This window comes from Rhodopirellula sp. J20-39 (genome assembly GCF_057365095.1).
In genome coordinates this window covers 6053247-6076793 of record NZ_CP195123.1, presented here as the reverse complement: position 1 = coordinate 6076793, position 23547 = coordinate 6053247, and the positions used below count along the sequence as shown (strand labels likewise).

The 23547-nt window shown below is 55.1% G+C and carries 19 protein-coding genes; 8 read left to right on the top strand and 11 right to left on the bottom strand.

Annotated elements, in window-relative coordinates; all coding sequences use genetic code 11:
* Window positions 1-46: 46 nt before the first annotated feature.
* From trmB to ACR3ZL_RS22165, 3 genes are all read left to right on the top strand, one after another.
* Window positions 47-805 carry a tRNA (guanine(46)-N(7))-methyltransferase TrmB gene (trmB, locus tag ACR3ZL_RS22175; RefSeq protein WP_473650911.1) on the top strand — a complete coding sequence of 253 codons (759 nt, stop codon included), beginning with the start codon at window positions 47-49 and terminating at the stop codon, window positions 803-805.
* A gap of 116 nt (window positions 806-921) precedes the next feature.
* The gene (locus ACR3ZL_RS22170) at window positions 922-2475 is read left to right on the top strand and encodes a serine/threonine-protein kinase (RefSeq protein WP_473650912.1); all 1554 of its coding nucleotides are present in this window, start codon (window positions 922-924) and stop codon (window positions 2473-2475) included.
* Window positions 2462-3736, top strand: coding sequence for a protein kinase domain-containing protein (locus ACR3ZL_RS22165; protein WP_473650913.1), 1275 nt, complete (start codon window positions 2462-2464; stop codon window positions 3734-3736). Before ACR3ZL_RS22170 ends, ACR3ZL_RS22165 begins: the two co-directional genes overlap by 14 nt.
* A gap of 116 nt (window positions 3737-3852) precedes the next feature.
* On the opposite strand, the gene ACR3ZL_RS22160 is transcribed toward ACR3ZL_RS22165, so the two are convergent.
* Both ACR3ZL_RS22160 and ACR3ZL_RS22155 read right to left on the bottom strand, forming a co-directional pair.
* Entirely contained in the window at window positions 3853-5538 is a 1686-nt protein-coding gene (locus tag ACR3ZL_RS22160) for a sodium:solute symporter family protein (protein WP_473650914.1), read from the bottom strand.
* The gene (locus ACR3ZL_RS22155; RefSeq protein WP_473650915.1) at window positions 5535-5834 is read right to left on the bottom strand and encodes a DUF3311 domain-containing protein; all 300 of its coding nucleotides are present in this window, start codon (window positions 5832-5834) and stop codon (window positions 5535-5537) included. The genes ACR3ZL_RS22160 and ACR3ZL_RS22155 overlap by 4 nt, the downstream gene beginning before the upstream one ends.
* 295 nt (window positions 5835-6129) lie before the next feature.
* Between ACR3ZL_RS22155 and ACR3ZL_RS22150 the strand changes: the two genes are divergently transcribed.
* The gene (locus tag ACR3ZL_RS22150) at window positions 6130-7938 is read left to right on the top strand and encodes an SLC13 family permease (protein ID WP_473650916.1); all 1809 of its coding nucleotides are present in this window, start codon (window positions 6130-6132) and stop codon (window positions 7936-7938) included.
* 25 nt (window positions 7939-7963) lie between these two features.
* On the opposite strand, the gene ACR3ZL_RS22145 is transcribed toward ACR3ZL_RS22150, so the two are convergent.
* Complete coding sequence (locus ACR3ZL_RS22145; protein ID WP_486172971.1) at window positions 7964-9697, bottom strand: glucan biosynthesis protein; 1734 nt, start codon at window positions 9695-9697, stop codon at window positions 7964-7966.
* Between the two features lie 290 nt (window positions 9698-9987).
* Complete coding sequence (locus ACR3ZL_RS22140) at window positions 9988-11388, bottom strand: glucoamylase family protein (protein ID WP_473650918.1); 1401 nt, start codon at window positions 11386-11388, stop codon at window positions 9988-9990.
* A 631-nt stretch (window positions 11389-12019) separates the two neighbouring features.
* Here ACR3ZL_RS22140 and ACR3ZL_RS22135 point away from each other — a divergent pair.
* Together ACR3ZL_RS22135 and mdoH are read left to right on the top strand one after the other, a co-directional pair.
* The gene (locus tag ACR3ZL_RS22135) at window positions 12020-12271 is read left to right on the top strand and encodes a hypothetical protein (RefSeq protein WP_473650919.1); all 252 of its coding nucleotides are present in this window, start codon (window positions 12020-12022) and stop codon (window positions 12269-12271) included.
* Window positions 12272-12321: 50 nt separating this feature from the next.
* A complete protein-coding gene (mdoH, locus tag ACR3ZL_RS22130; protein ID WP_473650920.1) occupies window positions 12322-14469 on the top strand; it encodes a glucans biosynthesis glucosyltransferase MdoH in 2148 nt (715 codons plus the stop codon).
* Window positions 14470-14547: 78 nt separating this feature from the next.
* Here mdoH and ACR3ZL_RS22125 read toward each other — a convergent pair whose 3' ends face one another.
* From ACR3ZL_RS22125 to ACR3ZL_RS22100, 6 genes are all read right to left on the bottom strand, one after another.
* Window positions 14548-16329, bottom strand: a complete 1782-nt coding sequence (locus tag ACR3ZL_RS22125; RefSeq protein ID WP_486172970.1) for an FMN-binding protein — start codon at window positions 16327-16329, stop codon at window positions 14548-14550.
* 189 nt (window positions 16330-16518) lie between these two features.
* A complete protein-coding gene (locus ACR3ZL_RS22120) occupies window positions 16519-18153 on the bottom strand; it encodes a beta-cystathionase (protein WP_473650922.1) in 1635 nt (544 codons plus the stop codon).
* A gap of 10 nt (window positions 18154-18163) precedes the next feature.
* Complete coding sequence (fliE, locus tag ACR3ZL_RS22115) at window positions 18164-18544, bottom strand: flagellar hook-basal body complex protein FliE (RefSeq protein ID WP_473650923.1); 381 nt, start codon at window positions 18542-18544, stop codon at window positions 18164-18166.
* Between the two features lie 35 nt (window positions 18545-18579).
* Complete coding sequence (gene flgC, locus ACR3ZL_RS22110) at window positions 18580-18999, bottom strand: flagellar basal body rod protein FlgC (RefSeq protein WP_473650924.1); 420 nt, start codon at window positions 18997-18999, stop codon at window positions 18580-18582.
* Window positions 19000-19017: 18 nt separating this feature from the next.
* Window positions 19018-19542, bottom strand: a complete 525-nt coding sequence (locus ACR3ZL_RS22105; RefSeq protein WP_473650925.1) for a flagellar basal body rod protein FlgB — start codon at window positions 19540-19542, stop codon at window positions 19018-19020.
* A gap of 13 nt (window positions 19543-19555) precedes the next feature.
* Entirely contained in the window at window positions 19556-19981 is a 426-nt protein-coding gene (locus ACR3ZL_RS22100; protein ID WP_473650926.1) for a nitrogen regulation protein NR(II), read from the bottom strand.
* 344 nt (window positions 19982-20325) lie between these two features.
* Between ACR3ZL_RS22100 and ACR3ZL_RS22095 the strand changes: the two genes are divergently transcribed.
* Window positions 20326-21495 carry a S26 family signal peptidase gene (locus ACR3ZL_RS22095; RefSeq protein ID WP_473650927.1) on the top strand — a complete coding sequence of 390 codons (1170 nt, stop codon included), beginning with the start codon at window positions 20326-20328 and terminating at the stop codon, window positions 21493-21495.
* A 191-nt stretch (window positions 21496-21686) separates the two neighbouring features.
* Complete coding sequence (locus ACR3ZL_RS22090) at window positions 21687-22559, top strand: cysteine peptidase family C39 domain-containing protein (protein WP_473650928.1); 873 nt, start codon at window positions 21687-21689, stop codon at window positions 22557-22559.
* Between the two features lie 62 nt (window positions 22560-22621).
* On the opposite strand, the gene ACR3ZL_RS22085 is transcribed toward ACR3ZL_RS22090, so the two are convergent.
* On the bottom strand, window positions 22622-23500 hold the full coding sequence (locus ACR3ZL_RS22085) for a UDP-2,3-diacylglucosamine diphosphatase (RefSeq protein ID WP_473650929.1): 879 nt from the start codon (window positions 23498-23500) through the stop codon (window positions 22622-22624).
* Window positions 23501-23547 lie beyond the last annotated feature (47 nt).

Here is a 23547-nt window from a genome sequence, read left to right as displayed (position 1 = left end):
TATCCCAGAGCTGTTTCTGAGCAGTTCGCCGTAAAAAGCCGATTCCATGCCCCGCGCCTCGCTCCGACGTCCCAATCCGAACCTCGATTTGACTCCGTTTTTAAAGGAACCGGAGACCTTGCCGGAGATCATTTCCAGTGAAACGCTGTTCGGGAACGACAAACCGCTCGAAATCGAGGTGGGCAGTGGGAAAGGGTTGTTCATTCAAACTGAATCGGCCCGTCGTCCTGAACACAATTACTTCGGAATCGAAATCGCTCGGAAATACGCCGCTCACTGTGCCGCTCGTTTGGCTCGCCGGGAAAGAATCAACGCGATGATGCTGGCTGGTGATGCAACGCCGTTGTTTGCGCCCTTTCAAACGGCATCAACGTTTCAGAACAACTCATTTGACGAGGCGACCGCAACGCCGATCGAAGGGCCGCCACGGATTGCGTCCGGATCGCTGGAAGCGGTGCACGTTTACTTCCCCGATCCGTGGTGGAAGAAACGACATCGCAAACGGCGTGTGCTGAGTGAATCGAATATCCGGCAATTTAGCCGAGCATTGAGGGTGGGCGGGCGTCTGCACTTCTGGACCGATGTGCTGGACTATTTTGAGTTGACGATTGAGTTGATCGCCGAACTCGCACCTGAACTTGGCGTGCCACTTCCCGAAACTCAACGAGACTCGGAACACGACTTGGATTATCACACGCACTTCGAACGCCGCAGTCGGAAGTTTGGTATCCCCGTGTACAGGGTTTGTTATCGAAAACGTTCGGATCCAAAAGGTGCCGCTTCGGAGACTTCGTCGGCGGGCTGATTGCTGGCGTCGATGAGCTGCTAACGTTCATGCAAAATTCACGGTCTCGATGGTTTCGTTTGTCGAGGTGATGCGTCACGCTACCGCAAGAATGATTCTCTCGTAGCGAGCAATGCATGAACCTTCCCTCTGCCAAGGGAGTGTCTGCTTTCGGTGGCAAGAGCGATGCCGTCTTGGATGCAGATACGATTCCGCCGGAACCAATCGATCCCGAAAGGAATTCGGTGCCTAGCGATTCCGCACATCACGATGTGGTGGGCGATTATGAATTGATAGAGGAGATCGCTAGGGGCGCGATGGGCGTTGTCTATCGGGCGAGGCAGCGTTCCCTGCGACGGACCGTGGCACTCAAGATGATGCTCGGTGAGCAGAGTGCAGATGCAACGCGTCGGTTTTTAGCCGAAGCGGAAGCGGCGGCCTCACTGGATCATCCGGGGATTGTGCCTGTGTACGATGTCGGGCAGCACAACGGCCAACTGTATTTCACCATGGCACTGGTCGAGGGTCAGAGCTTGGCCGATCAACTGGTTGCCGGGCCACTGGATCCGAATGTGTCGGCTGGTATGGTGCAACAAGTTGCAACCGCAATCGGATACGCTCATCGTCGACGTTGGGTGCACCGCGATATCAAACCAGCAAATATCTTGATTGACCAAGAAGGCAGCGCCCGGGTAACCGACTTTGGAGTTTGTAAAAGTCTGGCGTCGGTTTCGGAAATGACGGCCGTTGGTCAAATTGTCGGCACGCCGCACTACATGTCGCCGGAGCAAGCGGGCTACAGATCGCAACCGGGTGGAGTCAGGCAATTGGTGTCTGGGATGACGAGCCCGGAACAGGTCGCAGCCACTGTGGGGCCGACAGCGGATATCTATTCGATCGGAGCCGTCTTGTATGCCTGCTTAACGGGGCGTCCACCATTTCAGGCGGCTAACCCGCTTGATGTCGTTGCTCAGGTGATCACGCAGGTTCCTGTGTCGGCCCGTGTTCTAAACCCAAGCGTGCCAGTCGAGCTGGACGTGATCACGATGAAGTGCCTCTCCAAGGAGCGTGTGGATCGCTATCAATCGGCGGAATCTTTAGCCGACGATCTGCAACGATTCTTGACAGGCGTGCCGATCCTTGCCAAACCGCCTGGCGTAATGCGGCGTCTTTTTCATGCGATCAATCAACATTTGGTGGTTGCGACCGTTTCAGGGACCGCCGCATTCGTGTTGGTGTGTTTAACGTCATTGTTGTTGTTGTTTTGGTTACAGGCTCGTTGGCAGTTGAACCAGATGCAGGATCAGTTGGCTCAAGAGCGAGCCAGTACGGCGACGCACTTGACCGCATTGCGATTGAGGCGATCCGAAGTTGCGGAACGGCCCGAGAAAACATTGGCGGAGTACGAGTTGGCTCGGTTGAGTGATTCGGTTGAGCGACTGGTTCGCCAAAATCATCACGAGACGGCTGTTCAGGTCGCCATCGCGGCGGTGCGGCATGCCGAAGAGCACGGTTTGGAGCCAACTGAACCCGTCGTTGCACTGTTGAAGACGTTTGCTCCTGAACAGGTCGATGTTGACGAAATGGTCAGGCTAGCTGGAAACTCGATCCGGACGCCGCTGTCTGATTTTGAGCTGACGCTGTACGGAATCCAAAGTGGCGAGGAACAACAAACTGATGAAACCGATTGAGTGCAAAGTGGTCGTGCTGAATGGTGCCGATTCCGGACGAGAGTTTAGTTGGGAAGCTAGCGAACCGCTTGTAATTGGACGAGGCTCGGCAAGCGATACCAAGATCAACGACCCTAAGCTAAGCCGAATTCACTGTGAAATTCGTCGCAATCAGGAGGGCGGATATTTATTGGTTGATCGAGGCGGTTCCGGTGGCGTGCACCTGAATGGGGCGATGGTGAATAGCCAGACTCGCATTGGCTCGCAAGCTGTTATTCAGGTGGGTGATACTCAATTGCGGTTTGAAGTGCTCAGTGCATTGGACGCACCAACGGTTCAACCCAAAGCGGTGTCCATCCCAAAAGAGTCGATTGCAAAAAATACCTCGCCATCGTTACCGCTGCGCGAGCTGGTTGGCCAAATGGTTCACCGTTTTCGAGTCGACGAGCTGGCATCGTCCAGCAATAACAGTTGCATCTTCAAGGCGTATGACACTCGGCGGGATCGCGTGGTGGCCTTGAAGGTATTACAGCCCCGCTTGGCGTCCACTGAAGTTCAGCGTGAGCGGTTCATTCGAGCGATGCGAACGATGTTGCCTATTCGGCACGATAATATCGTGCGGCTTTATAAGGCGGGGCGGCAAGGTCCCTATTGTTGGGCGGCGATGCAGTGGGTGGACGGGATTAGTGTGCGGGAGTTGATCGAGCATGTGGGCATCGGTGGAATGCTCGATTGGAAGGAAGTGTGGCGGTTGGCGATCGACATTGCCCGAGCATTGGAAGAGGCGGCAAAGCACCGCATCGTGCATCGAAACGTCACTCCCTCGAACTTGCTTCGTCGCCAAAACGACAAGAACTATTTGTTGACGGATCTGATTTTCGCGCGGGCGCTAGAAGAAACCAATGCGGTGCAATTAACTCAACCGGGTGATGTCATGGGCGACATCAACTATCTGGCACCGGAGCGATTGTTCGATGCTACGCAGTGCGACGGACGATCGGACCAATACAGTTTAGGGGCGACCTTGTATGCGTTCTTAACCGGAAGGCCGCCACATGACGCGTTTGACGTGATGGATTTGATTGAGAAGATCCGGACCGAAAGGATCGAGCCTCCGCATGTATCTCAATTGGGATTAGACGAGCGATTTTGTGACGTGGTGATGAAGTTGTTGTCGACATCACCGGATCAGCGTTATCGTTCGCCGTCTGAATTGCTTCGCGTATTGGTTCGGGTGGGGCAACTTGCCGGCGTTGACTATGGAAGCGGTTGTTGGCAATAGCGTGGTTTCGATAAGCCAAAATTTATCTTGTGCTTACCCCACTCAGTCGGAATTACCGCAGCAGCTTGACTCGGTTTGGCCGAATCAAGCTGCATTGGATTTCGACGCCAATTCGTCTAGAAGAACTTCGCGAGCGTTTCTGGTTTCGGCTTTGGGGTAACCAGCGAGACGACAACGGTGGTCACTAGGCAGCTCAACACCATGACGACAACGGGCATGATCTCGTACTGCTCGCCGCCCCACGGGACATAAAAGTGAAATTCACGAAGTCCTTTGGGGGCGTTCAGGCCGTGATAGAACAGAACGCTCCAGCTAGTGATCGCTGCGAAGACGCCACTGATGGCACCCGCGGCGGTCAGGCCACGCCAGTACAAAGCCAAGAACACAATCGGGAACAACGCACTGAAGCCGCTGAAGCACCAAACACCCAACGCAAAGACACTTGTTGGGTTTCCAAGGCTTAGCAGGTACGTCACCGCCACGATTCCGATGATGAACATTCGGGTCATGAATACTTGGCGAGCATCACTCACGTTTTCAGCACCCTTGTAATGGGTGTAGATATCGTTGTTAAAGATCGTGCCGATGCACAAAAATTGACTGTCGAGGCTGGACATGATCGCCGCCAGGATTCCAGCCGCCAACAAGCCGCCCAGGACAGGGCCAATTTGTGTTTTCACTAAAAACGGAAGTACGGCATTGGCGTTGACTACCTGAGTTCCAGGGATCAATGGCAGTCGTTCGGGTGCCAACGATCCAGTCGCCCAGACGCCGACGAGTACGCAAGGTACCCACACGATCATGATGAAAATCGGGTGCCAAACGACGGGCAGCTTGAACGAGTTCGCACTCTTGGCGGTCATCCAGTGCTGGAACAGGTGCGGGAACATCCCAACAGATAATGGAATCAGCAGGTAGGTGAAGAACAGTGACTTGCTCATCTCTGAACGAGTAGCACGGTTTTCGGGGATTGATTCACCTAACGCGCGAAGGTTGGCCATCAAGCCGTCTTGTCCGCCTAAGCGATTCGCGATCATGAAAAATGTCACAACGCCCAACACCATGAAGACGAGTGTTTGGAAGGTGTTGGCCCAGGTTGTGCCACGCATTCCGCCCATGAAGACGTAAACCAGCACGACACTGCAGATCATCAGTGAACCAAGCCAAGGCGGGATGCCGCCATGCAGTCCTCGGTTAACCACACCGTCAGCCGAAACGACTGGGAACCAGTCTGGTGACAAGCCGGCGGTCAGTGTTTGTACTACGGTGCCGCCGCCAATGACCCCAACCAATAGGTATGGGATGACTAGGCCAACGAGAATCGGGAACAGCAACAAGCCGATGAAGTCGCTGTCCAGGCGATCACGGAAAAACTCGATTTGGGTGGTGTAGCCGCGTGTGCGTGCCAACTTCCAAACCCGCACGCCGATGATAAAGAAGCACAGCGAGTGGATGATGCCACTACTACTGGCCAGCATTCCGTAGACCCCGACACCCTCTTTGAATGCTTCGCCACTGCTTCCGACCAAGGCGAAGGCGGTCATCGTGGTACCGAAAATACTCATCAAGAGTAAGAACGGGCCGATCGAGTGACTGGCAACTTGGTAGTCCTCTTTCGTGCCGCTAAACAGGCGACTGGAGAAGATCCCCAGAGCCAGCAGCAGACCGAGGTAAACCAAGATGATGACGAACTGAGGAAGCCCCGGATGTTCAAGCCAGGAGCTGTCGCCGGCGGCAGCAGCCTGGGCAAGCAGATTCTGGCTAAGCAAGTTTTGGCCGATATCGGATAGGAAAACGCTCATTCGGATGTTCCTCCTTGAGCGGATTCGGACTTACCGGAAGCGGCTGGGTCGGTTGACGCTGCGATTTCGGAGGAAGTATCCAGCGGCCAGGCGATTTTTGTGGCCAAGAACCAGGTAAATGCGGCTCCGATGGAGATGCATGAGTGCCAGAACAGGCCGACGGGGATGAAACCGAGGACCAGCCGTCCGTCGAGCCAAAACCAGTTGTCTTGGTGAAGAATCAGCAAAGCCAGGACGAGAGCGGCGATGAGCCACGAGCCGCGACGAGATCGTGGCGACGGATCGGATACAGGCATAGAGATTTTGCGGCGGGGAGGGTTGTGGGTAGGCACTAAGACACACCCCGAGCGGACAGGAGGAACAGCCGAGCTGTCTGGGGGTGATTCGTGAAGTGTAGTTTAATGGGAATCCGGGGGCGACGGTATGCTGGGTTTGAACTACGCTCTACAGGCAATAACTTGATCTTTTTGACCGATGAAAGACGTTCTTTAGAGTGATACCCTGCAACCGATACGAGCTTGTCGGCACTATTTCGTCGAGCAATCAAACCCAAAGTTACGGGCACGAAAACGTGGATAGCGAGGCTCTGCTATGATTCCAGCGGATTGGCCGATGTGGTTGACGTTGGCGGTTGCGATGGGATTGCTGTTGAGCTTGGCGTTTCGTCTAGCCGCTACCGATTTGTTGGTTCTGTCGAGTTTGGCAATCTTAGTCCTGGTCCAGGATCTAACGGGTAACCCGAATCTGCCTACGCCATTGGATGCTGCCGCTGGGTTTGGCAACAAGGGCTTGGTGACAATTGCGTTACTGTTCGCGGTCGTAACTGGATTGGAAATGACCGGCGGCACCGAGCTTGCGACGGGTTGGTTGTTGGGCGGAGCCAAAAATTTGCGCAGCGCCCAGTTGCGCATGTTGGTGCCGGTGGCGGCGCTGAGCGGTTTTCTAAACAACACGCCCGTCGTGGCAGCTCTCCTGCCGGTGGTGCATGATCTAGCCAAGCGACTTCAAATCAGTCCCTCGCGATTGTTGTTGCCTTTATCCTATGCGGCGATCTTGGGTGGAATGTGCACGCTGATGGGCACCAGCACGAACTTGCTGGTGCGAGATTTGTACATCGGCAAGAATCAAGAGTTCGGCGACCTCGCGTTCTTTACACCAGCGTTGGTGGGGATTCCCGCGACTTTGCTAGGGCTGTGCTACATCATCATTGCGTCGAAGTGGTTGCTGCCTGAACGCAAGCCGGCGGTCAGTGCGTCGGATGATCCACAAAAATACACGGTCGAAATGCAAGTCGATCCGACTGGCCCCTTGGTCGGGAAAACGATCCAACAAGCCGGACTGCGAGCTTTGGCGGGTTTGTATGTTGCAGAAATTCAGCGAGCCGACGGTCGGATTGAAGCGGCCAAACCGGACCAGCGGATTTACGGCGAGGACATCATGATTCTCGTCGGCGCACTGGATAGCGTGGTTGACCTGCGCAAAATCCGTGGGCTGATCACGCCTGACGAGCAGACACGCAAATTGGAGGTTCCCGCTTGGCGGCGAACGTTGGTGGAAGCGGTGGTTAGCCCGCGTTGCAGTTTGATCGGAAAGACAATTCGTGAAGGGAAGTTTCGATCTAATTACAACGCCGCTGTCGTTGCGGTCGCACGAGGTGGAGATCGGCTGGAGGGCAAACTGGGCGACGTGCGGATTCGTCCCGGCGATGTTTTGCTGCTGGAGGCATCACCGTCGTTTTTGCACCGACAGCGCGGGTTGAGTGACTTCTATTTGGTAAGCACCGTGGAACGCGGTGAAGTGCGACGGCACGAGCGAGCGGGAATCGCTATTGCGATCACACTTGCCATGGTGATCTTCGCAGCGATGAATATCGTCTCGATTTTGACCGCTGCGTTGATCGCGTGCATCGCGATGATCAGCTTCCGTTGCTGCACGACGACCGAGGCTCGGCGAAGTTTGGATTGGTCGGTCTTGATCGTGATCGGCGCCGCAATCGGGATCGGCAATGCGATGAAACAAAGTGGCGCGGCCGATGCAATTGCTGGTGGCTTGTTGCAGCTTGCGGGAGCCAGTCCTATGGCGACGCTCGCAGCGGTCTACTTGGCGACCGTGATTTGCACCGAATTGGTGACGAACAGTGCTGCTGCGGCGATCATGTTCCCCATCGCTTGGGCGGCTGCAGACGCGATGGGAATGCCACCGGAATCGTTGGTGGTGTGCATTATGATTGCCGCATCGGCTAGCTTCCTGACTCCGTTTGGTTACCAAACCAACACGATGGTCTACGGGGTTGGTGGTTACCAACTTCGTGACTATATCGTCTTTGGGCTGCCTCTCAGTTTGATTGTCTTCGCGACTGCGATGGTCACGTTGTCGTGGAGGTACGAGATCGTCTTTTGACCTAACCGCATCCATCGTCTCGTTACTATTCTTGCCGAGTGTAGACGGCTGGGTAAACGAAAGTAGGTTGCTGTTGTGGGCAAAGGTAACGGAATGTTTCAGAGATCGATTGGCCGTCGCTGTCTTGAAGCGTTAGTTCCAATTCGATCGGTGCGTCTTCAGTCGGGGTGATCGACAGCTTGCACAAGTAGCCATTCGGAATCGCTTTGGTGTCTTGGCTGTTGACGGTGCCACGAACGGTTCGAATTGCTGCTCGGATCGGTTTATCGTCGCTTTCATTGGAGTCGGTGGTTTGTCTTGCCGTCTCGTCTTGGGCTTCCAGTCCGAAGACAACCTCAAGATCGATCGGGCCATTGGTCTCTTGACGCTGAATATCCAGTGATCGGCAAGTTGCCAGCAATTGCCCATTGGGAGTCACGGGTTGCAAGCGTTCGCCAAGATCGGATTCTTTGCCAAAGAAGCTAACACGATATTTCAGGTCAATCGGATCAAGGTTTGAAGATGCTGTTTCTCCGCTCGATTCTTCGCTGGTTGAGCCGCCAGAATCTTCTTGCTTCGCATGCTGCCGGTCTGGCACGAAGTAAGCACCAATGTTGTCGATACCTTCGTGTGCACCGGGGATTTCGAGTAGTTCGATGCGGCCGGAGCCAAAGGAATCAATCGGTTCAATCCAAACGCTGGGACGATCATGGTATCGAGCATTGGAATCTAAGAAGTGTTCGAAATCGCGGTCACGTTGCAGCAATCCAAAGCCGTTAAGCGACTGAACTGAAATGCTGGATACCGAAGGGTACGATAGTCGTGCAAAAGATCGCCATTGCCAGCGGTCGTCGGCATGTACCAACAAACCGTCGGAATCGTGGACCGAAGGCCGTTCATCCTTGGGAGGGCCTTGAAGCCCGTCGCCCCAAATCCACATGCTGGTCAGAGGTGCGCAGGCCAGTTTGTCTACTGCTTTACGGAAGTACAAGGTCGCTTCCACGTCGATAGTGGATACGCTTTGGTCGGGGGCGAAGGTGAACTGGTAAGCGCCCGTCAGGCTTGGACTGTCTAACAATGCGAGTACGGTGACCTGGGATTGATCGGTCTTGGGTTCGGTGATCCAGAACGCTCGGAAGTCGGGGAACTCTTCATCTTGGTTCATGCCGATGTTCACCGCCAAACCGCGAGCGGATGTGCCATAAACGGTTTGCTCGGTACGTGCCCGAAAGTAGCTGGAACCGATGAAGGTTAGCATTTCTTGGGCATCGCCATCGGGTGTGAATCGGCCGGCGACTTTCAAGCCTGCATAGCCAATCTCATCCGGGACCTTCAAGTCGCTATTGATTTCGCCGAACTCAAATTGCGCCGGCGTGTACTGAACTTGTGATGTGGTTGATTGGTTATCGCCGTCAGACTCGATCACGTAAACATCGACGCGATCTTGTTGTACAAATCCGCGATGAAAGAACTCCAACCAAAACGGGTGTTTGCCGTCGTCCCAGATCGCGGCTTCATGCCTGAACTGGATCTCTCGGTATCGCTCATAATCCAGTGTCGCCAGCTCAGGCAAGAGCGGAGGTTCGGGCTGATAAGACTGATGGGCAAGCGACTCGGCATAAAGTTTCAAATCGGTGAAGCTGGAAACCTGGTCCGCCGCAACGGGCGATGGTGATTCAGTTCGTGGTTGGTCGGCGAACGATACTGGAATCCACATCAGTATCGCCAAGGTAGCGAACAAGGTGGTCGACACGTTTTGGTTGAATCGAGTCTTTTGCATCGAGACGCAATGGGGATGTGCTTCAAGTCGGATCATGGTGGTCAGATTGCAACAAAGGAGCGATCAGGCAATTGCGATAGCGTGATCTGAAACCAGCGATGTTGCCAAGCCCGCTATCGATTGGACGGGTGGCGACGTTAGGCCGCTTGCACGAATGCAGCGCCGACTGGGGATCAGCGGATCACCAGCCTTAGTCGCTGCGGATGGCAATTTATGTGCCAATTGGTGCTACGCCCAACGCTCGCGAATGGAAAATGACAGGCCAACTGAAAAGGGTCGGCCCGAGTTGGCTAGGCGGTAGCTAGAGAGAATCCCGTGCGATCAAACGCGGCTTGTGCGACGGGATGGTCCATGAACGCCTTCCAAACGTTGCCGCTACGCAGGTTTTCGGCCATCAATAGCGAGATTCCCGTATCGATTCCGATCACGTCTTGGCTGACCCAGTTGGTTGCCGGGTTGAAAGCGTTGGCGAATCCGTACTTTCCGTAAACCGAATCGCCGAATTGGTCACGCTGATACCGCAATGTTGCCAACGACTGGTCGGGAACAACAGCAAGACCGCCTGCAGCCGCGCTAGGGACCACGGTCCCATCGATGCCACGGTCCGGTTCAAAGCGATTGTCTTGATACGGTCCGCCCCAATCGCGGTAGCCCGAAGCGGAATCGCTACTGGTAATACCCCAAAGTTGATCGCCGTAGTGGCCCATCTGCGTAGGGTATCGTTCCGCCAGACGTGATAGAAACTCGATTTGCGCGAAGTGGGCTGTGATCGAGTTTTTCCAGTAACTGCGCCCGCTAGGACTTTGCACACTGCGGAAGTCGAAAAAGGCCATTGGGTACTGGTGCACGAACAGCGGTGGATAGCTCAGAAACGATTCACCATGGAGAGTCAGCATCTGGTCTCGTCGCCAGGCTTGCCAGCAATCGGGGCTGATCTCATGTTTGGGGGCTCCGATCGCCATCAAAACCAAGATGGTCAGTTCGCTGAAGCGGTCCCATTGGTATGGCAACAGTCCGTCTTCGGGGGTCCAGCCCATGTGCAGCAGGTTGCCAGACCCAAGCATCGATCGCCAAATGGTGCGATTCATTAAGCGTTGGCAAAGTGATTTGATTTCCGCGTCGTCGCCGAACGTCGTTTCCACGCACATTACGCCAGCCAACATAAGAGCCGTGTCCACCGTGGATGCTTCACAATTCATGCGTCGAACGCCGTCACGTCGGCCGATGAAGTGATACAGGAATCCGTTGTGGTGTTGGGCCAAATCAGCGAGCGAACGTAGCAAAATACGTGCTCGTTCGCGGGCGGCAGATTCGTCTTCGAGACCCGCTTGGGGCGCGATCGCATAAGAAGCTAATGCGAAACCGCAGGACGCCGAACTAGCGTGTTCGCTGAACGCACTGCCGTCACGTGCTCCGCGGTCACTGACCAATCCTGTTACCGGATCGGCAGCGTCAATGAAATATTGATAGCAACGACGCTGAAGCTCGCCGACGAATTCGGCGTTTTCGGGTGAGAGATCGGGTGTCTCGGGCATCATGTTGGCTTGCGATGGTTGCGGACCTGCGGCTGCCTGGGAACGGATTGCGGAAAACAAAGTTTCCGAATCGATACCTTTGGCCGTTCGATGAGTGGCAGGCAAAATCGATGCCAGCGAACTGGCAATCAAGCATCGGCGAGTAATTCGCTTCATGACGATAGTTGTGGGCAGGACGGAGGTGGGAGGTAAGCAGGCGATAGACCGCATCCGCTTGCGGTTGGAAACTAAGACCAATTGCAGTCAATGGCGGCTTGGTTTCCTACGAGGCGATTTAAAGGTGGGATCGATGCCTCTGGTGTCTATCTTACCAGATTCGGTACTTTGAATCAGGGCGTATTTTTAAGGGGGGAGTGCCGGAGTGCCTGCGTTTTAGGCATTCGCTTGGTCGCTTGCAGTCCAGCGTTTCAAAATGATCGGTTTTCGATCAATACGAGCAGTTTGGCAGGTGCGCTCTCTCAAGCATACGTCAATATTTCTGCGTTTAAGCCGCTGGGTGTTAATTTATGAGGTTTGGCCTTCATCGGTCTAATGGGGGCGGCGAGTCACCTCTGAGAGCCACAAAGTGGTGGCGATGCGCCTTACGGGTGGTCTGACCGAAACGGCTAGGGGAAAGTGACGATGCTGGGCGTTTCGAGCAATCTTCAGGGCCGAACGCGATGAGTTTTTGGCACATGGTTTGTACTACAGTGCGTTCGGCCGAGTTTCCTGTTGTTTCTAGTTTCGAAACGGGATGTCGGCTGACTCTTCTCTGACCTCTAGTCACCTTTTCTATACGAGTAAGATCATGCGCTCCTTCACAGACGCAAACCGAACTGCATCCCCAAGCGTGCCTGCCGCCTGTCCTCAGCGGAGCGTGCCGCCAATTTGTCGTCAGTCGATGAATCGAGCTGAACCGGTTCGGCCGGTGGCGGTTTTACGTTGGAACTGGTGGATGGAGCCGATGGTCGAGACCGGCCAACTGATGCGCCGGTGGGTGCAGCGTCCTAGTGCATTGCTAGTTGGCGATACGCGTCAATCAGGACGACGAGACGCCTAACGCGATCGTCCATTTGATCGAATCGTCGACCGCCCATCGCAGAGACCAGCATGTCCGAATCTGTACGTTTGAATCCAAGTCAAGCCACTCGCAAAACACGAATGCGAGTCGCTTGTCTGACCTTTCTGATTTGGGGGATGGGGCTCTTTGCTTTTGCTGCCGTCGTCCTTGGCGATTCTAAAATCCGTCTATTCGAAGCGCTCAGCGTGATGCTGTTTGCGATCTTGTTTGGATGGATTTCATTCTCTTTCGCGTTGTCGGTCGAAGGTTTCTTTGGCTTGCGGCAACGCCGACGGGGTGTTTGGGCCGATGATTCGGTATCGCAATCGGATGTATCGAAAGATGCACGGACTGCGGTTCTGATGCCGGTTTACAATGAGTCGCCCACTCGAGTTTTCGCCGCAATCGCGTCGATGCGAGAGCAGTTGTTGCTTCACGATGGTACTGTTGGTCAGTTTGACTTTTATGTCCTCAGCGACACGACTGATCCAGAGGTTTGGCTGGAGGAAGAGTGTTGCTGGTCTAGGCTAACGGAGCGGTTCAACACGGAGACATCAGTCGGTAGCCAAGTCAGTGTTAAACAGATCGGCGAAGGTCCGGCTGATGCTGATTTTGACCCAAGCGATTCAGCGACCCGGCGAACGCTTGTTGCCACCATAGGTGATCCAGAACAGCCCGACTCGGAAATCAACGTTTACTATCGGCACCGGACTCAGAACCTAGCTCGCAAGGCAGGCAATATTGCTGACTTTTGCGAGAATTGGGGCGGTCTTTACGAGTTCATGATTGTCCTGGACGCCGACAGTTTGATGGAAGGATCCACGATGGCCGAAATGGTTCGTCGGATGTCGGTGGATGAGTCCCTTGGCATCTTGCAGGTTCCGCCGGTCCCAGTGGGGCGAACGTCCTTGTTTGCTAGATTGCAGCAGTTTGCGGCGGCGGTATATGGACCGATGTTTGCCGAAGGTTTTGATCGGTTTGCTGGCGACCAAGGCAACTATTGGGGGCACAACGCCATCATTCGGGTGAACGCCTTCATGCGACATTGCCAGCTACCCGTCTTGCCCGGCGCCGCACCGCTGGGTGGCGAGATCTTAAGTCACGATTTCGTGGAAGCCGCATTGATGGTGAAGGCGGGATGGAAAGTCCGTATCGCCAATGATTTGGGCGGTAGTTACGAGGAGTGTCCTACGACCGTTTTGGATTTCGCCAAACGTGATCAACGTTGGTGCCAAGGGAATCTGCAGCACTGGCACTTACTGGTTGGAGAAGGCGTCCACCGTGTATCGCGTTTGCATTTCTTAAGTGGAATCCTTTCTTACATGGCCGCGCCGTTGTGGCTTGCTTTCTTGTCCGTCTGTCTTGTCGCGGCGGTAATCAACACGCAATCTGCGGGCGAGCGATACGTACCGGACATGAGCTCGACCATGGTGGGATTGTTCGTCGTTTCGATGGCGCTGTTGATCGTTCCAAAATTGATGGCGATTGCATCGACCGTCAGTGTTGCTGAAACGCGTAAGGGCTTGGGCGGGACACTACGGGTCATTTTGAGTGCGATCGTGGAGACTTTCGCTGCGGTATTGTTCGCTCCCATTATTGCGGTCTACCACTCGCGTTTCGTGATGTCGAATTTACGTGGGAATAAAGTCAGTTGGAACGCCCAGCAACGTGATGAGAAAGGTGTGACCTGGGCGGAGGCAGCACAACAAATGTGGCCGCTTACGCTAGTCGGTCTCGGTATCGCAGCAGCTGGTTTTGCCTGGCAACCATATTGGTTAGTTTGGTTTGCACCTGTGGTTCTCGGTTGGGCTCTATCGATTCCATTGACCGTCTTGCTTGGCAGTCGCTGGGTTGGCTTGCTACTAGACCGATGGGGGCTGTTGCAGGTCGCCTCCGAACGAGCGCCGATCCCTTTGATGCAGAGGCATCATTACTGGATCGGTGAACTGGAATCGATGCAGCAGGATGAAAAGCAGGGGCAGCCGAATCTCTTTGAGCGACTGTTGGTTGATTCGAAGTTCCGCCAGCAACACCTGGACATTCTGCGTGCGGCCAACGCTCAAGTGCGTTTGCCAGAGGATGCACCCGAAAGAACGGTGGTTGGCGTCGATCCCGATTGGGTGTCAACGCTTGAGCCGGAAAAGCGGCGGCGATTGTTAAGCGATGATGACTGGTTGGAGTCTCTCGATTCTGCTTGAAACGCAACTCGCACGGCTTAGTGCTGGACCAGGCTCCAGCGTGTTCAATTGCCTGAGGAAGGATCAGCGGCAGTCGCTTTAGTTCCAGGTCCGCACGAGAACGGCAATGACGAGCAATCCACTGGCGACTAAGTCGAAGCGAGTCCATCTACTGCTGCTAGACTTCAACCGGATGTGTTCGAGTAAGCGGCCCGTCGGGCAGCCAAGGCGGCAATATCCCATAGGGACGAAGGCTGCGAACCCGATGGTCGCTAATGCGAAAGCAATGCTCGACCAAGAGGTGATATTCCATAAATATGCGTGAAAAGGCTCGGCAACGGAAATGTCTGCTGTTGGACGCAGTAAGAGGACGACGTAGGCAATGGCAAGCGTGCAGGCGGGCAGGTAACTCAGCCATCTTTGCGTCGTCGAAGACAACCGCCACTTTCTTGACGATTGATTGCTTGGACGAATGAGCTGTTGGACAGCGCCGTGCGGACAAAGGTGATTGCAATACGGGTTCGCCCTTCGAGTGGGCGGGCTGATGGTGGCAACGGCTAGAATTGCCACCAGTCCAATCGCGAGATACCAACTCGTCCCTGACGTCATCCAACCAGCGATCAACGACATCGAAATTAGATTGCCGGTACCCAAGCCCAGTACGGTGATCATCGTCAGGAGCCATCCGATTCGCACTGCTCGGTGACGCATCCAATGCGTGCGAAGTAACAACGGAAGGATGATCAGCAGTCCCAGCGAGATGAAGTCGGATGTTGACCATCGGATTTGTGCGAAGACAGCACCCACTCGGCTTGCCGTTGTCGGTGGGGCTGGCGGACGAGTCCAGTTTTCTAGACCGCCGGCAGACTGGATCTTCTGCGAAGTACGCACCAAGGTGTGCGCGACTGCCATGCTGGTCATCGTGGCGCCCGATACGCCTTCGACACGTTCAGCTTCCAGGTCCAAGGCAGCGAGTTGCTGAACTGATTTTCCGGTGAAGACGGGCCAGAATGAGTATTCCTGCGGGAGGTACCCGACGTAAGGTTCATTGTCGAAAGAACTGCGTAGGCGTGGCTTAAGGGATTGCCTCTTCGAATCGAAGGCGAGGAGTATTTCGGTTGGGCCTTGGTAGCCGATCTCGTCGTCGATCAACCCACCGGTTCGAACAAGCGTTCCCAACGGTTCGTTGTCGGCATCGAAGACAAGGCCGATTGGATCACCAGCGATGCGATCGGCTGTCGGGAAGAACGGTAACGCGTCTTCAGTGTTCAGCGGTTTGTCAAAAACGAGAGAAGGCGTTTCGTTTCCCAAACGTTTCAGTACGCCGCGAGCCATCGCTAGGCTGGTGAGCGTGGCGCCGGACACACCGTCAATTTGCGGTGTGGTGTCGTCGGCGAATTTGCCGCCCCACGTCAGACCACTGAATTGTTCAAAGAAGGCGAGCGACTTGTTAACTTCCGCAACGTGCTCGCTGGTGTCGTGGCTGTTGAGAATGGTAGCGGATAAGACTTTTTGATCGGGGGCTAGCAGCAGGAGGGCTTCGGTTGGGCCTCGGTAGCCGGCAATATCTTGAGCCTGTGGCAGCGTTCGTACGGCCCAGCCAATGGGTTGGGCGTCGATATTGAGCAAAGCAAAACGCCCTTCATCATCGGCTTCCGCGACGCTATTTGTTTCGCGAGATAATGGCGAATCGATTCGCTTTACGTCCGAAAGCTCGATCGGCTTGATTGATTCAAGCTCCGACGATCGTGACCCGCCGAAAATCAGTCGCTCGCCCAGCGATCGGCCATGCGGTGAAGGCAGCAGCAACAGCAAAGCGATAAGAATGGCGAGTCGCAAGGCATGGACGACTCGCGGGCGATGTGCGAAAGGGACTTTCAAAACTGGAGGCAACTGAATCTCAACCTTTGATCAATCGCACGAGTTTTCCATCTCGGTTGGAAATTGGTTTCGCCATCGCGGGCCGTATCGAAGGTGCTGAAAATGCATCTGCTCTTAAGCGATCCGCTGGTCTGGTGACATCTTCCATCTTGGAGAGTCAACAGCGGACAGTCTAATCAAATTTCAGTGTTAGGCTGCTTCGCCAATCCAACTGCGAATCACGTTTGCAGCAACTTCCGGATTGCCTTCGACCAATCCGATCAGTTCTTGCTTGAGGGAACCGCCCGTGATTTCCATCTGTTCAATCGAACCCTCGGCTTCGACTGGGGGTGGAGGAGGCGATGGAAGTTCCAGTCCAAATCCTTCACTGAACGATGCTGGGTCGGCATCGCCGCCAATGGACTTCATCGCACCGCGAGCTACCAGCAAGGCCAAGGCGGCGAGCATGATCATCGCGATGGACTGCCACGAGCTGGAAAGCCAGTCCAGGGCGATTTGGCCCGTGCCGGTCGTGGCGATTTCGCGTACTGGTAGGTCCGGGAAATCCCACACTTCGACTAGTGGAAAACGGTCTTCGCCAGCGGAGACGGATGGCAAGAGCGGTGTCACAGCGGACTTGATCGCAAGCTGCGTTCGCTCGCGAAGCGACTGCAATTCCGCGTTTCCCATTCCAGGAGCGTCTTCGGGTTTTTTATCCGGGTTGGATTGCAAAAACTCTTGGGCCCAAACCTGTCGGTAGTAACTAGTAGGCAACCCGATCGAAACGCGAATTCGTTTGACGGGAAGGGCAGCAATGCGAGTGGTTTCGTATTCTTGGCCAGCGACCCGATTGCTCGACCGCTCGTCTTCTTTGGTACGTGAGGTTTGGGCGGTTTGGTCGATCTTGACCGGGCGGTTGGCGATCGTGTTGGGCTGGGCGCCAGGGACGCCGCCAGGGATTGGGCGGGACGACTCGATTTCGTACTTGCGTGAAGACTCTTGTAACGTGGTGGGTTGGTCGGCGTATTTTAAACTCGCCTTTTCGACACCCATCGTAGGGTCAATCTCGGCGAACGTTTTGACTTGGATGGGCCCGTATCCAGCCAGTTGAGCACGAATTTTCTGTTCGTAATAGGATTCTTCTTCGCGTCGCTTCTTGGACATCGGATCGTCGTCATCCGAGTTGCCGGGCATCGCTGAGGAGTTCGTGTCGGTGACCTGCACGTCGTCAACGCTCATTCCCGCGAAGGAGGCCCGGATCATTTCTTTGATCATCTGAATGCGGGCTCGGGACAGCGGTTCGAGGCCCTCGGGCTGCACGACGACACTGGCCGATTGGGAGCGACCGCGGGAGAGGCCTTGGCGTTCACCTTGGTCGTAGGTGACGGTGGCGGAGCGAACGTCGCTGAACTTGGTGATGTTGTCGCTGAGGTCCTGTTCTTTGGCGTGCTTGATCCGAGCGCCGCGTTGCTCGCTAGATTCGAACGCTGTCGACGAATCGATGGCAGCTTGAACGTGGGTTCGCAGCGACATCGGTAGCGCCGATGACTGTTCGAGCGCGGCAAGGTACTCGCTGCGTTGGAGGGTGGGGATCTTCAGTCGACGGCCTTCACGCTGCCAGCCGGATAGGCCGGCGCTACCGAAAGCAAGTTCGGCGGCATCGATGTCTTTTTCATCCAGCATCTTGCCGCCCAGCAAATATTCTTCCTGGGTGGTGGAGGAGCCACGGACCAGGAAACCGAGCGCCAGCACAATAACGACGACAAGCAATCCAGCGATGACCCGCGAGGGGACGGGCATGGACGCGAAGATGTTACGGAATTGATCGAGTGCGTTTTGCAGCATGGGGGACTAACTAGATTTGGATCTGTTGAACTTCGCGGTACGCGTCCATCAACTTGTTTCGAATTTGCAACAGCATGCGGAAGGCCAAGTCCGCTTTCTGCACGGCGGTCAAGACTTCCGCTTCGTTGACGTCGCCGCCCGTCAGCATGGTGTGAACCATGGCGTCGGCACCGGACTGCATTGACTGAACACCCTTAACTTGGTCGGCCAGCAAGCCGGTCAGACCGCCACCGCTTTCACTGGTCGGCTTGGTTTGCCCAGCGGTTTCTAGGTTCAGTGAAAAGCCAGGCGAGGTTCCGGAACGCTGCGAATCCGAGCTGACGTTGCCGGTTCGCGCAAACGCCGGGATGGGCGGCGGCGCGATCGGTGAAAGTCGGATGGGCGATGACATGTTGCGGGGCAATCACGGGGGTGGAGAACGCTTCGTTAAGCCAAGATGGCGAGGCGTTGCCGGCTCATGTCTTTGCTGATTTCAATCACACCAATGTTGGCCTCGTAGGCACGAGTGGTTTCAAGGGCGTCGACCATTTGTGTGGTCAGATCAATGTTGGGGTAAGCCACGTAGCCTTCCCACTCGCCTTCTTTGATGGCAAGTGGGTGTTCGGGTTGATAGCGATAAAGGGGTTCGGAATCATCCAGCGTGACTTCGGAAACTTTCACGCCGGCAGCGTCGCCGCTGCCTTGGGTTTCGTCAGTTTGAAAGATGACTTGGCGTGCCTGGTAGGGATTGGGCATGCCGTTCTCGTCGACGAGAGATGAGATGTTGGCGATGTTTCCAGAGATCGCGTTCAAACGCGTTCTTTGGGCGACCAGCGCCGAGGTGCTGATATCGAGCGAACTCATCATGGTTAGGCCCCTTCACGGTTAGGCACGTTCAGTGATCGCGGCCCGCAACAGTTCGAATTGATTTCGAAGGGTTGAGATCGCGAGATTGTGGATGTGTTTGTTCTTTGAGATCTGGTTGACTTGTTCTTCGAGCGAAACATCGCTGTTGTCGTGGAAGACGATCGCTTCGGTGGCTGCTCGGGGGCCGCTCCAGCGGTCGTCACGTGTATGGGACTCGGTTGGACCGAGCGGTTTGTTTCCTTGGATGCCACCGGATTCACCGGAGAGGGCCGGGTGTCCGAGCATGCCAAATTGTTGTTGCAGTTCAGCGGGGTAACCCGGCATGATCGGCAACGAAGTGGACGAATCCGAGTTGTTGCTTTGTGGGTTTTGAATTGAATGAGCCAGTGCGGCTTGGAATTCCCCCACATCGAGATCCCGGCTGCGATAGTCCGGGGTGCTCATGTTGGCGATGTTGCCCGCCAACAGCTCGTGTCGTCGTTCGGAGAACGAGATCGTTTGCTCGAGCGCACCGATCGTTGTCGCTGCCAGCGGATTGAACATACTGGGTTGCCCTTTAAGCTGCGCGACGGCGAGCTTGTTGTTGGTAAATAGGCAACTTTGCTGTCACCGCTGCGCCGCCCTGGGGGCAGTTTTGCCATGAAAGTTCCGCAGCCAAAGCGGCGGCGATCATGGGGAATTTGCAGGCTCGTTGCTCGACGTCGCATCCGGTGTCTGCGATTTCCAGCTCAACGCCGGTGTGGGTTTCACAAGCGGTGATTGTCAACTCGCCGCCGTCGGACATCTCGTTGACGGCCTGACGCAGCAGACTATCGATCAACTGACAGAACGACGCTGAGTCCACGGGCAATCGAATATCGTGATCGATATCGACTTCCAGGCAGATGGGGGCGGGTTGTTCTCGCAACAGCGATGAAGCAACGGATTCGACAACTATGGCTAAAGAATGGTTAGCTTCATCGCCGATCAAAAGATTTGACATGGTAGGATTCCAGTTCCGCGGTGATGTCCGATCGGGCATTCGCAGCGCATCCATACGCTGCATCTTGGTCGTTAGCTTTTTTGCTGCGCCGGCCGCAAGTCTAATTTGTGATTATCACAAAACTGATTCACTGGTCTCTTTGCGTTCAATGCCCTGCTGTGTTTACCCCGCCTGAATCTCAGCAACGTCGATTCTTTGGCTTTGGGTGCGGCCGTTTGCCGAGTCCATGGGGGGATTGTGTCGCGCTCGTAGGTCTTTTGCTGATCACGGGATGCCGGCCGGCCGTATTGCCTGAGCAGGCCCATTCGAAGACGCCGGACTTGTACCAAGTGGCGGGGATTTCAATGAATCCCACGTTTTGGGGAGCTTCAGTCCATATTCAATGCGATCGTTGTCAGATTGAAACTCGCGTGGATCGATCGATCTGGCAACGCGCCGTTAACCGGGGCGATTTCGTTTGCTGGCATTGTGGAAGCCGTGCGTTAGGCAAGGTCACGCGGGAGCTACCGCCGGATCTAGTGCGTGTGAAAGCTACCGCCGAAAAGGTGCAAAATTCACGGTCGCAAAATTCTCGGTATCGGGTGGGCGATTTGGTGATGGTTCGCAAGGCGATCCAAGATTCGGGTGAAGACCGTGCGGTCGAAAGTGGCATGCACGTCAAGCGAGTTTTGGCGGTACCGGGGCAAACCGTTTCGATTGGTCAATCGCGACAGTTGCTGGTTGATGGAAAGAGCCCCGAAATCACGGGCATGACCAGAGTTCTGGTTGATTCCAATTTCCACCGTGGGCAATTGAAAGTTGGGGAAACATCCCGTTGGAAGCCGTCGGAGGGTGGTTGGTTGATCTACCAGCATGTCTCGGTCTATCGAGCGGGGAAATCGATGCCGGTCATGGACGACTATCCCGGGAACTTCGGGCTCACCAGAAAGCTCAATCCGGCCGGCCGCTTATCGGTAGTCGTGCGGGCGTCGGCGAATAAGGGGTCAGAACCAATCAGCGAGACGGGGTTGGAGTGTCGGTGGTGGACTGAGCGTGGCGTCGTAGGTCAGGCTCTGGAATGCTTGCCAGAATCCACAGATGGCTTGTCAGCAGAGCCGGGCGAGGGGATCAGCTATGAAGGCGAGTGTCCGCCGTTCAGCTTCCGGTTTCGGGAGCCGCTATCGAGGACGGATTCGGAGCCGGATGATCTACCAGCGGCGATTGATGGTCAGCTTTCGCCGAGTAGTCCGATTGCCATTCGATTGGTTCGGAGTTGGCGATCGGGGCAAAACGCAGATCTGGCGGCGAAATCAATCCATTTTCCAATTCGCAATCTTGATGTGCTGCGATTGGAGCGGGATGTGCAGTATCTGGCTTTGCCGGACGATCCCGAACGCGATATGCCGCTGAAGCTTGGACCAGGCCAATATTTTGTCGTTGGTGACAATGTGCCGTTTTCAATTGATAGCCGGCACTTTGGGCCGGTTTCAGAAAATGAGTTGCTGGGGCGAGTTTTGAAGGAGGACGTCAAGTAGGCGAGGCGAGCCCAGAAATTGAGAGATCTGCAGCTTCAAATATGAAGATTGGTTCGTTTTTGCCACGATTCAGGCAATGTCACTGGAGGGCTCATGTTTCCGTTACCTATAATTAACATGAACTTCACATAGCCGGTGCCGGGCGATTTCGTTTTGGTATCGACTTACTTCGATGGCCGTAGGAGGTTGAGATGACCGCAGGATTTTCTCACACCGATATCGAGCTTGCTTTGGCGGCTTTGGTGATGACAGTCTTGACTCTCTTGGCCTATCGGGCGGGGTGTCGCTATCGGTTAGAATCGGCTCGGCTTGAAAACGCTGTGCTGTTAGGAACCATCTTGCTCTCTTTCATGCTGGGGTGGAGCTTCTTTGGTCGCTTGGTTTGGGCTGAAACCATTCAGTCCAGTTCCGTCCTTTATTGGTCCAATTTGACGCCAATCGCGTTGGGCTTTGTCGGTGGCTTAGCTGGTCATACCCGCAGTTTGCGCCGAGGACTGCGTCCGATGGTGGTCACGTTGTTCTGGGCGTTGGCAATTGGATTTGTTGCCACTCCGATTGCTCGACCTGTGTTCTTTCCGCTGGAGCTGGAATCACCTTCGCAGTGGAAAAACGGTGTGTGCATGCAATCGCACGAATCGAGCTGCGCTCCTGCGGCGGCAGCCACATTGTTGAAACATTACGGTATCGCGGCAAGTGAAAGCGACCTTTCGAGTGCGTGTTTGAGTAGCACGCTAGGGACAGCGCCACTGGGGCTGTACCGAGGCCTGAAGTCATTCGCTGGCGAACACGGGTTGCAGGCAAAGGTGGCTAACTCACGACCCGAAGACTGGGTTGCCAACGGCCAACTTCCCAATGTGGCGTTGGTGAAGTTTGACGATCTTGTTGGGATGCCCATCAGCAACCGTTTCCTGGGCAACCGTGTTTCCGGACACGTAATCACAATCTTGGGACGCACCGATGGTGGGCGTTGGTTGATCGGTGACCCGGCGGTTGGCAAGATCTCATGGTCCGACGAAGAGTTGAAAGCTCGATTCACCGGCGAAGCGATCTACTTGCAGAAATAAACTGCCGCTGGATAGGCCGGTATTGCTGCTCGCTGTTGTACCGGTCAAGCCAACTCGTAGCTCTAAGAAGTTGTTTGCAGGACGGGTGCTTGCAGCGTTGCCGCAACCGCGTCGGCATCAAATCGCTCGGTAAGCGATGTGCGTTCGGGCAGGTCGAGGTAGCGTGACTTGCCATAGACGGCCCGCAATTCGATCATGCCGTCGAGGTGCTCGATTAGCCCGGTGCAATTTTCGACCCAGTCGCCCGTGTTGCAGTACAGTGCGTTTTGCGAGTTGACGATGGTCGGGGTGTGGATGTGGCCGCAGATCGCACCATCACACAACCGGCTTTGGGCGTGTTCCAGCATTTTCGTTTCGTAATCGCTCAACATGCGAACGACCGATTTGACGGACGATTTAAGTTTTGCACACACGCCGTAAGGGTTGCGGTGGCCGCGGCCGATCACTCGGTTTGTATTGCGATTCAGATTCAGGATCGAGTCGTAGCCGAATGAAGAAGCTTTGGATATCCATTGAGCCTGGCGTTCAACGACATCAAAAAGGTCGCCGTGGCTAACGAGGAAACGCCAACCGCGGAGCGTTTCGAAAACGAACTCGTTGGCGAGACTGACCCGTCCAAACTTGCCGGCAAAGCGTTCCATGATGTGTTCGATGCCGCGGTCATCCCGAAGGAACGAGTCATGGTTGCCGGGTGTGTAGTAGACGCTGGTCCCGCTGGCCATCAGTTCTTCGATACGGTCCATCACCGCAGTGCAGTCGGCCGTCCAGTGCCAACCGTGGTTGGATCGCCAGCCATCAATGAAGTCACCAACCAAATAGATCTGTTGAGGCTGGCAAGCGTTTAGAAACTGCAGACATTTAGATGCCTGGGTGTGCTTGGACCCGAGGTGTACGTCGCTAATCAACACGGTGCGAACGGGCTGGGCGGCGGATGACATCATGGAGCAGCAACCTGAACAAGTTCTCAATAACTTAAGTTTCGCTAATC

Excerpts from the sequence above, each read along its gene's own strand:
- ACR3ZL_RS22090 (WP_473650928.1), top strand. The coding sequence starts at position 21,687 with ATGACCGCAGGATTTTCTCACACCGATATCGAGCTTGCTTTGGCGGCT.
- ACR3ZL_RS22095 (WP_473650927.1), top strand. The coding sequence starts at position 20,326 with ATGAATCCCACGTTTTGGGGAGCTTCAGTCCATATTCAATGCGATCGT.
- ACR3ZL_RS22160 (WP_473650914.1), bottom strand. The coding sequence starts at position 5,538 with ATGAGCGTTTTCCTATCCGATATCGGCCAAAACTTGCTTAGCCAGAAT.
- ACR3ZL_RS22085 (WP_473650929.1), bottom strand. The coding sequence starts at position 23,500 with ATGATGTCATCCGCCGCCCAGCCCGTTCGCACCGTGTTGATTAGCGAC.
- ACR3ZL_RS22135 (WP_473650919.1), top strand. The coding sequence starts at position 12,020 with ATGCGCTCCTTCACAGACGCAAACCGAACTGCATCCCCAAGCGTGCCT.
- trmB (WP_473650911.1), top strand. The coding sequence starts at position 47 with ATGCCCCGCGCCTCGCTCCGACGTCCCAATCCGAACCTCGATTTGACT.
- ACR3ZL_RS22120 (WP_473650922.1), bottom strand. The coding sequence starts at position 18,153 with ATGCTGCAAAACGCACTCGATCAATTCCGTAACATCTTCGCGTCCATG.
- ACR3ZL_RS22150 (WP_473650916.1), top strand. The coding sequence starts at position 6,130 with ATGATTCCAGCGGATTGGCCGATGTGGTTGACGTTGGCGGTTGCGATG.
- ACR3ZL_RS22140 (WP_473650918.1), bottom strand. The coding sequence starts at position 11,388 with ATGAAGCGAATTACTCGCCGATGCTTGATTGCCAGTTCGCTGGCATCG.
- ACR3ZL_RS22100 (WP_473650926.1), bottom strand. The coding sequence starts at position 19,981 with ATGTCAAATCTTTTGATCGGCGATGAAGCTAACCATTCTTTAGCCATA.
- flgC (WP_473650924.1), bottom strand. The coding sequence starts at position 18,999 with ATGATGAGTTCGCTCGATATCAGCACCTCGGCGCTGGTCGCCCAAAGA.
- ACR3ZL_RS22170 (WP_473650912.1), top strand. The coding sequence starts at position 922 with ATGAACCTTCCCTCTGCCAAGGGAGTGTCTGCTTTCGGTGGCAAGAGC.
- mdoH (WP_473650920.1), top strand. The coding sequence starts at position 12,322 with ATGTCCGAATCTGTACGTTTGAATCCAAGTCAAGCCACTCGCAAAACA.
- ACR3ZL_RS22105 (WP_473650925.1), bottom strand. The coding sequence starts at position 19,542 with ATGTTCAATCCGCTGGCAGCGACAACGATCGGTGCGCTCGAGCAAACG.
- ACR3ZL_RS22155 (WP_473650915.1), bottom strand. The coding sequence starts at position 5,834 with ATGCCTGTATCCGATCCGTCGCCACGATCTCGTCGCGGCTCGTGGCTC.
- fliE (WP_473650923.1), bottom strand. The coding sequence starts at position 18,544 with ATGTCATCGCCCATCCGACTTTCACCGATCGCGCCGCCGCCCATCCCG.
- ACR3ZL_RS22165 (WP_473650913.1), top strand. The coding sequence starts at position 2,462 with ATGAAACCGATTGAGTGCAAAGTGGTCGTGCTGAATGGTGCCGATTCC.
- ACR3ZL_RS22145 (WP_486172971.1), bottom strand. The coding sequence starts at position 9,697 with ATGCAAAAGACTCGATTCAACCAAAACGTGTCGACCACCTTGTTCGCT.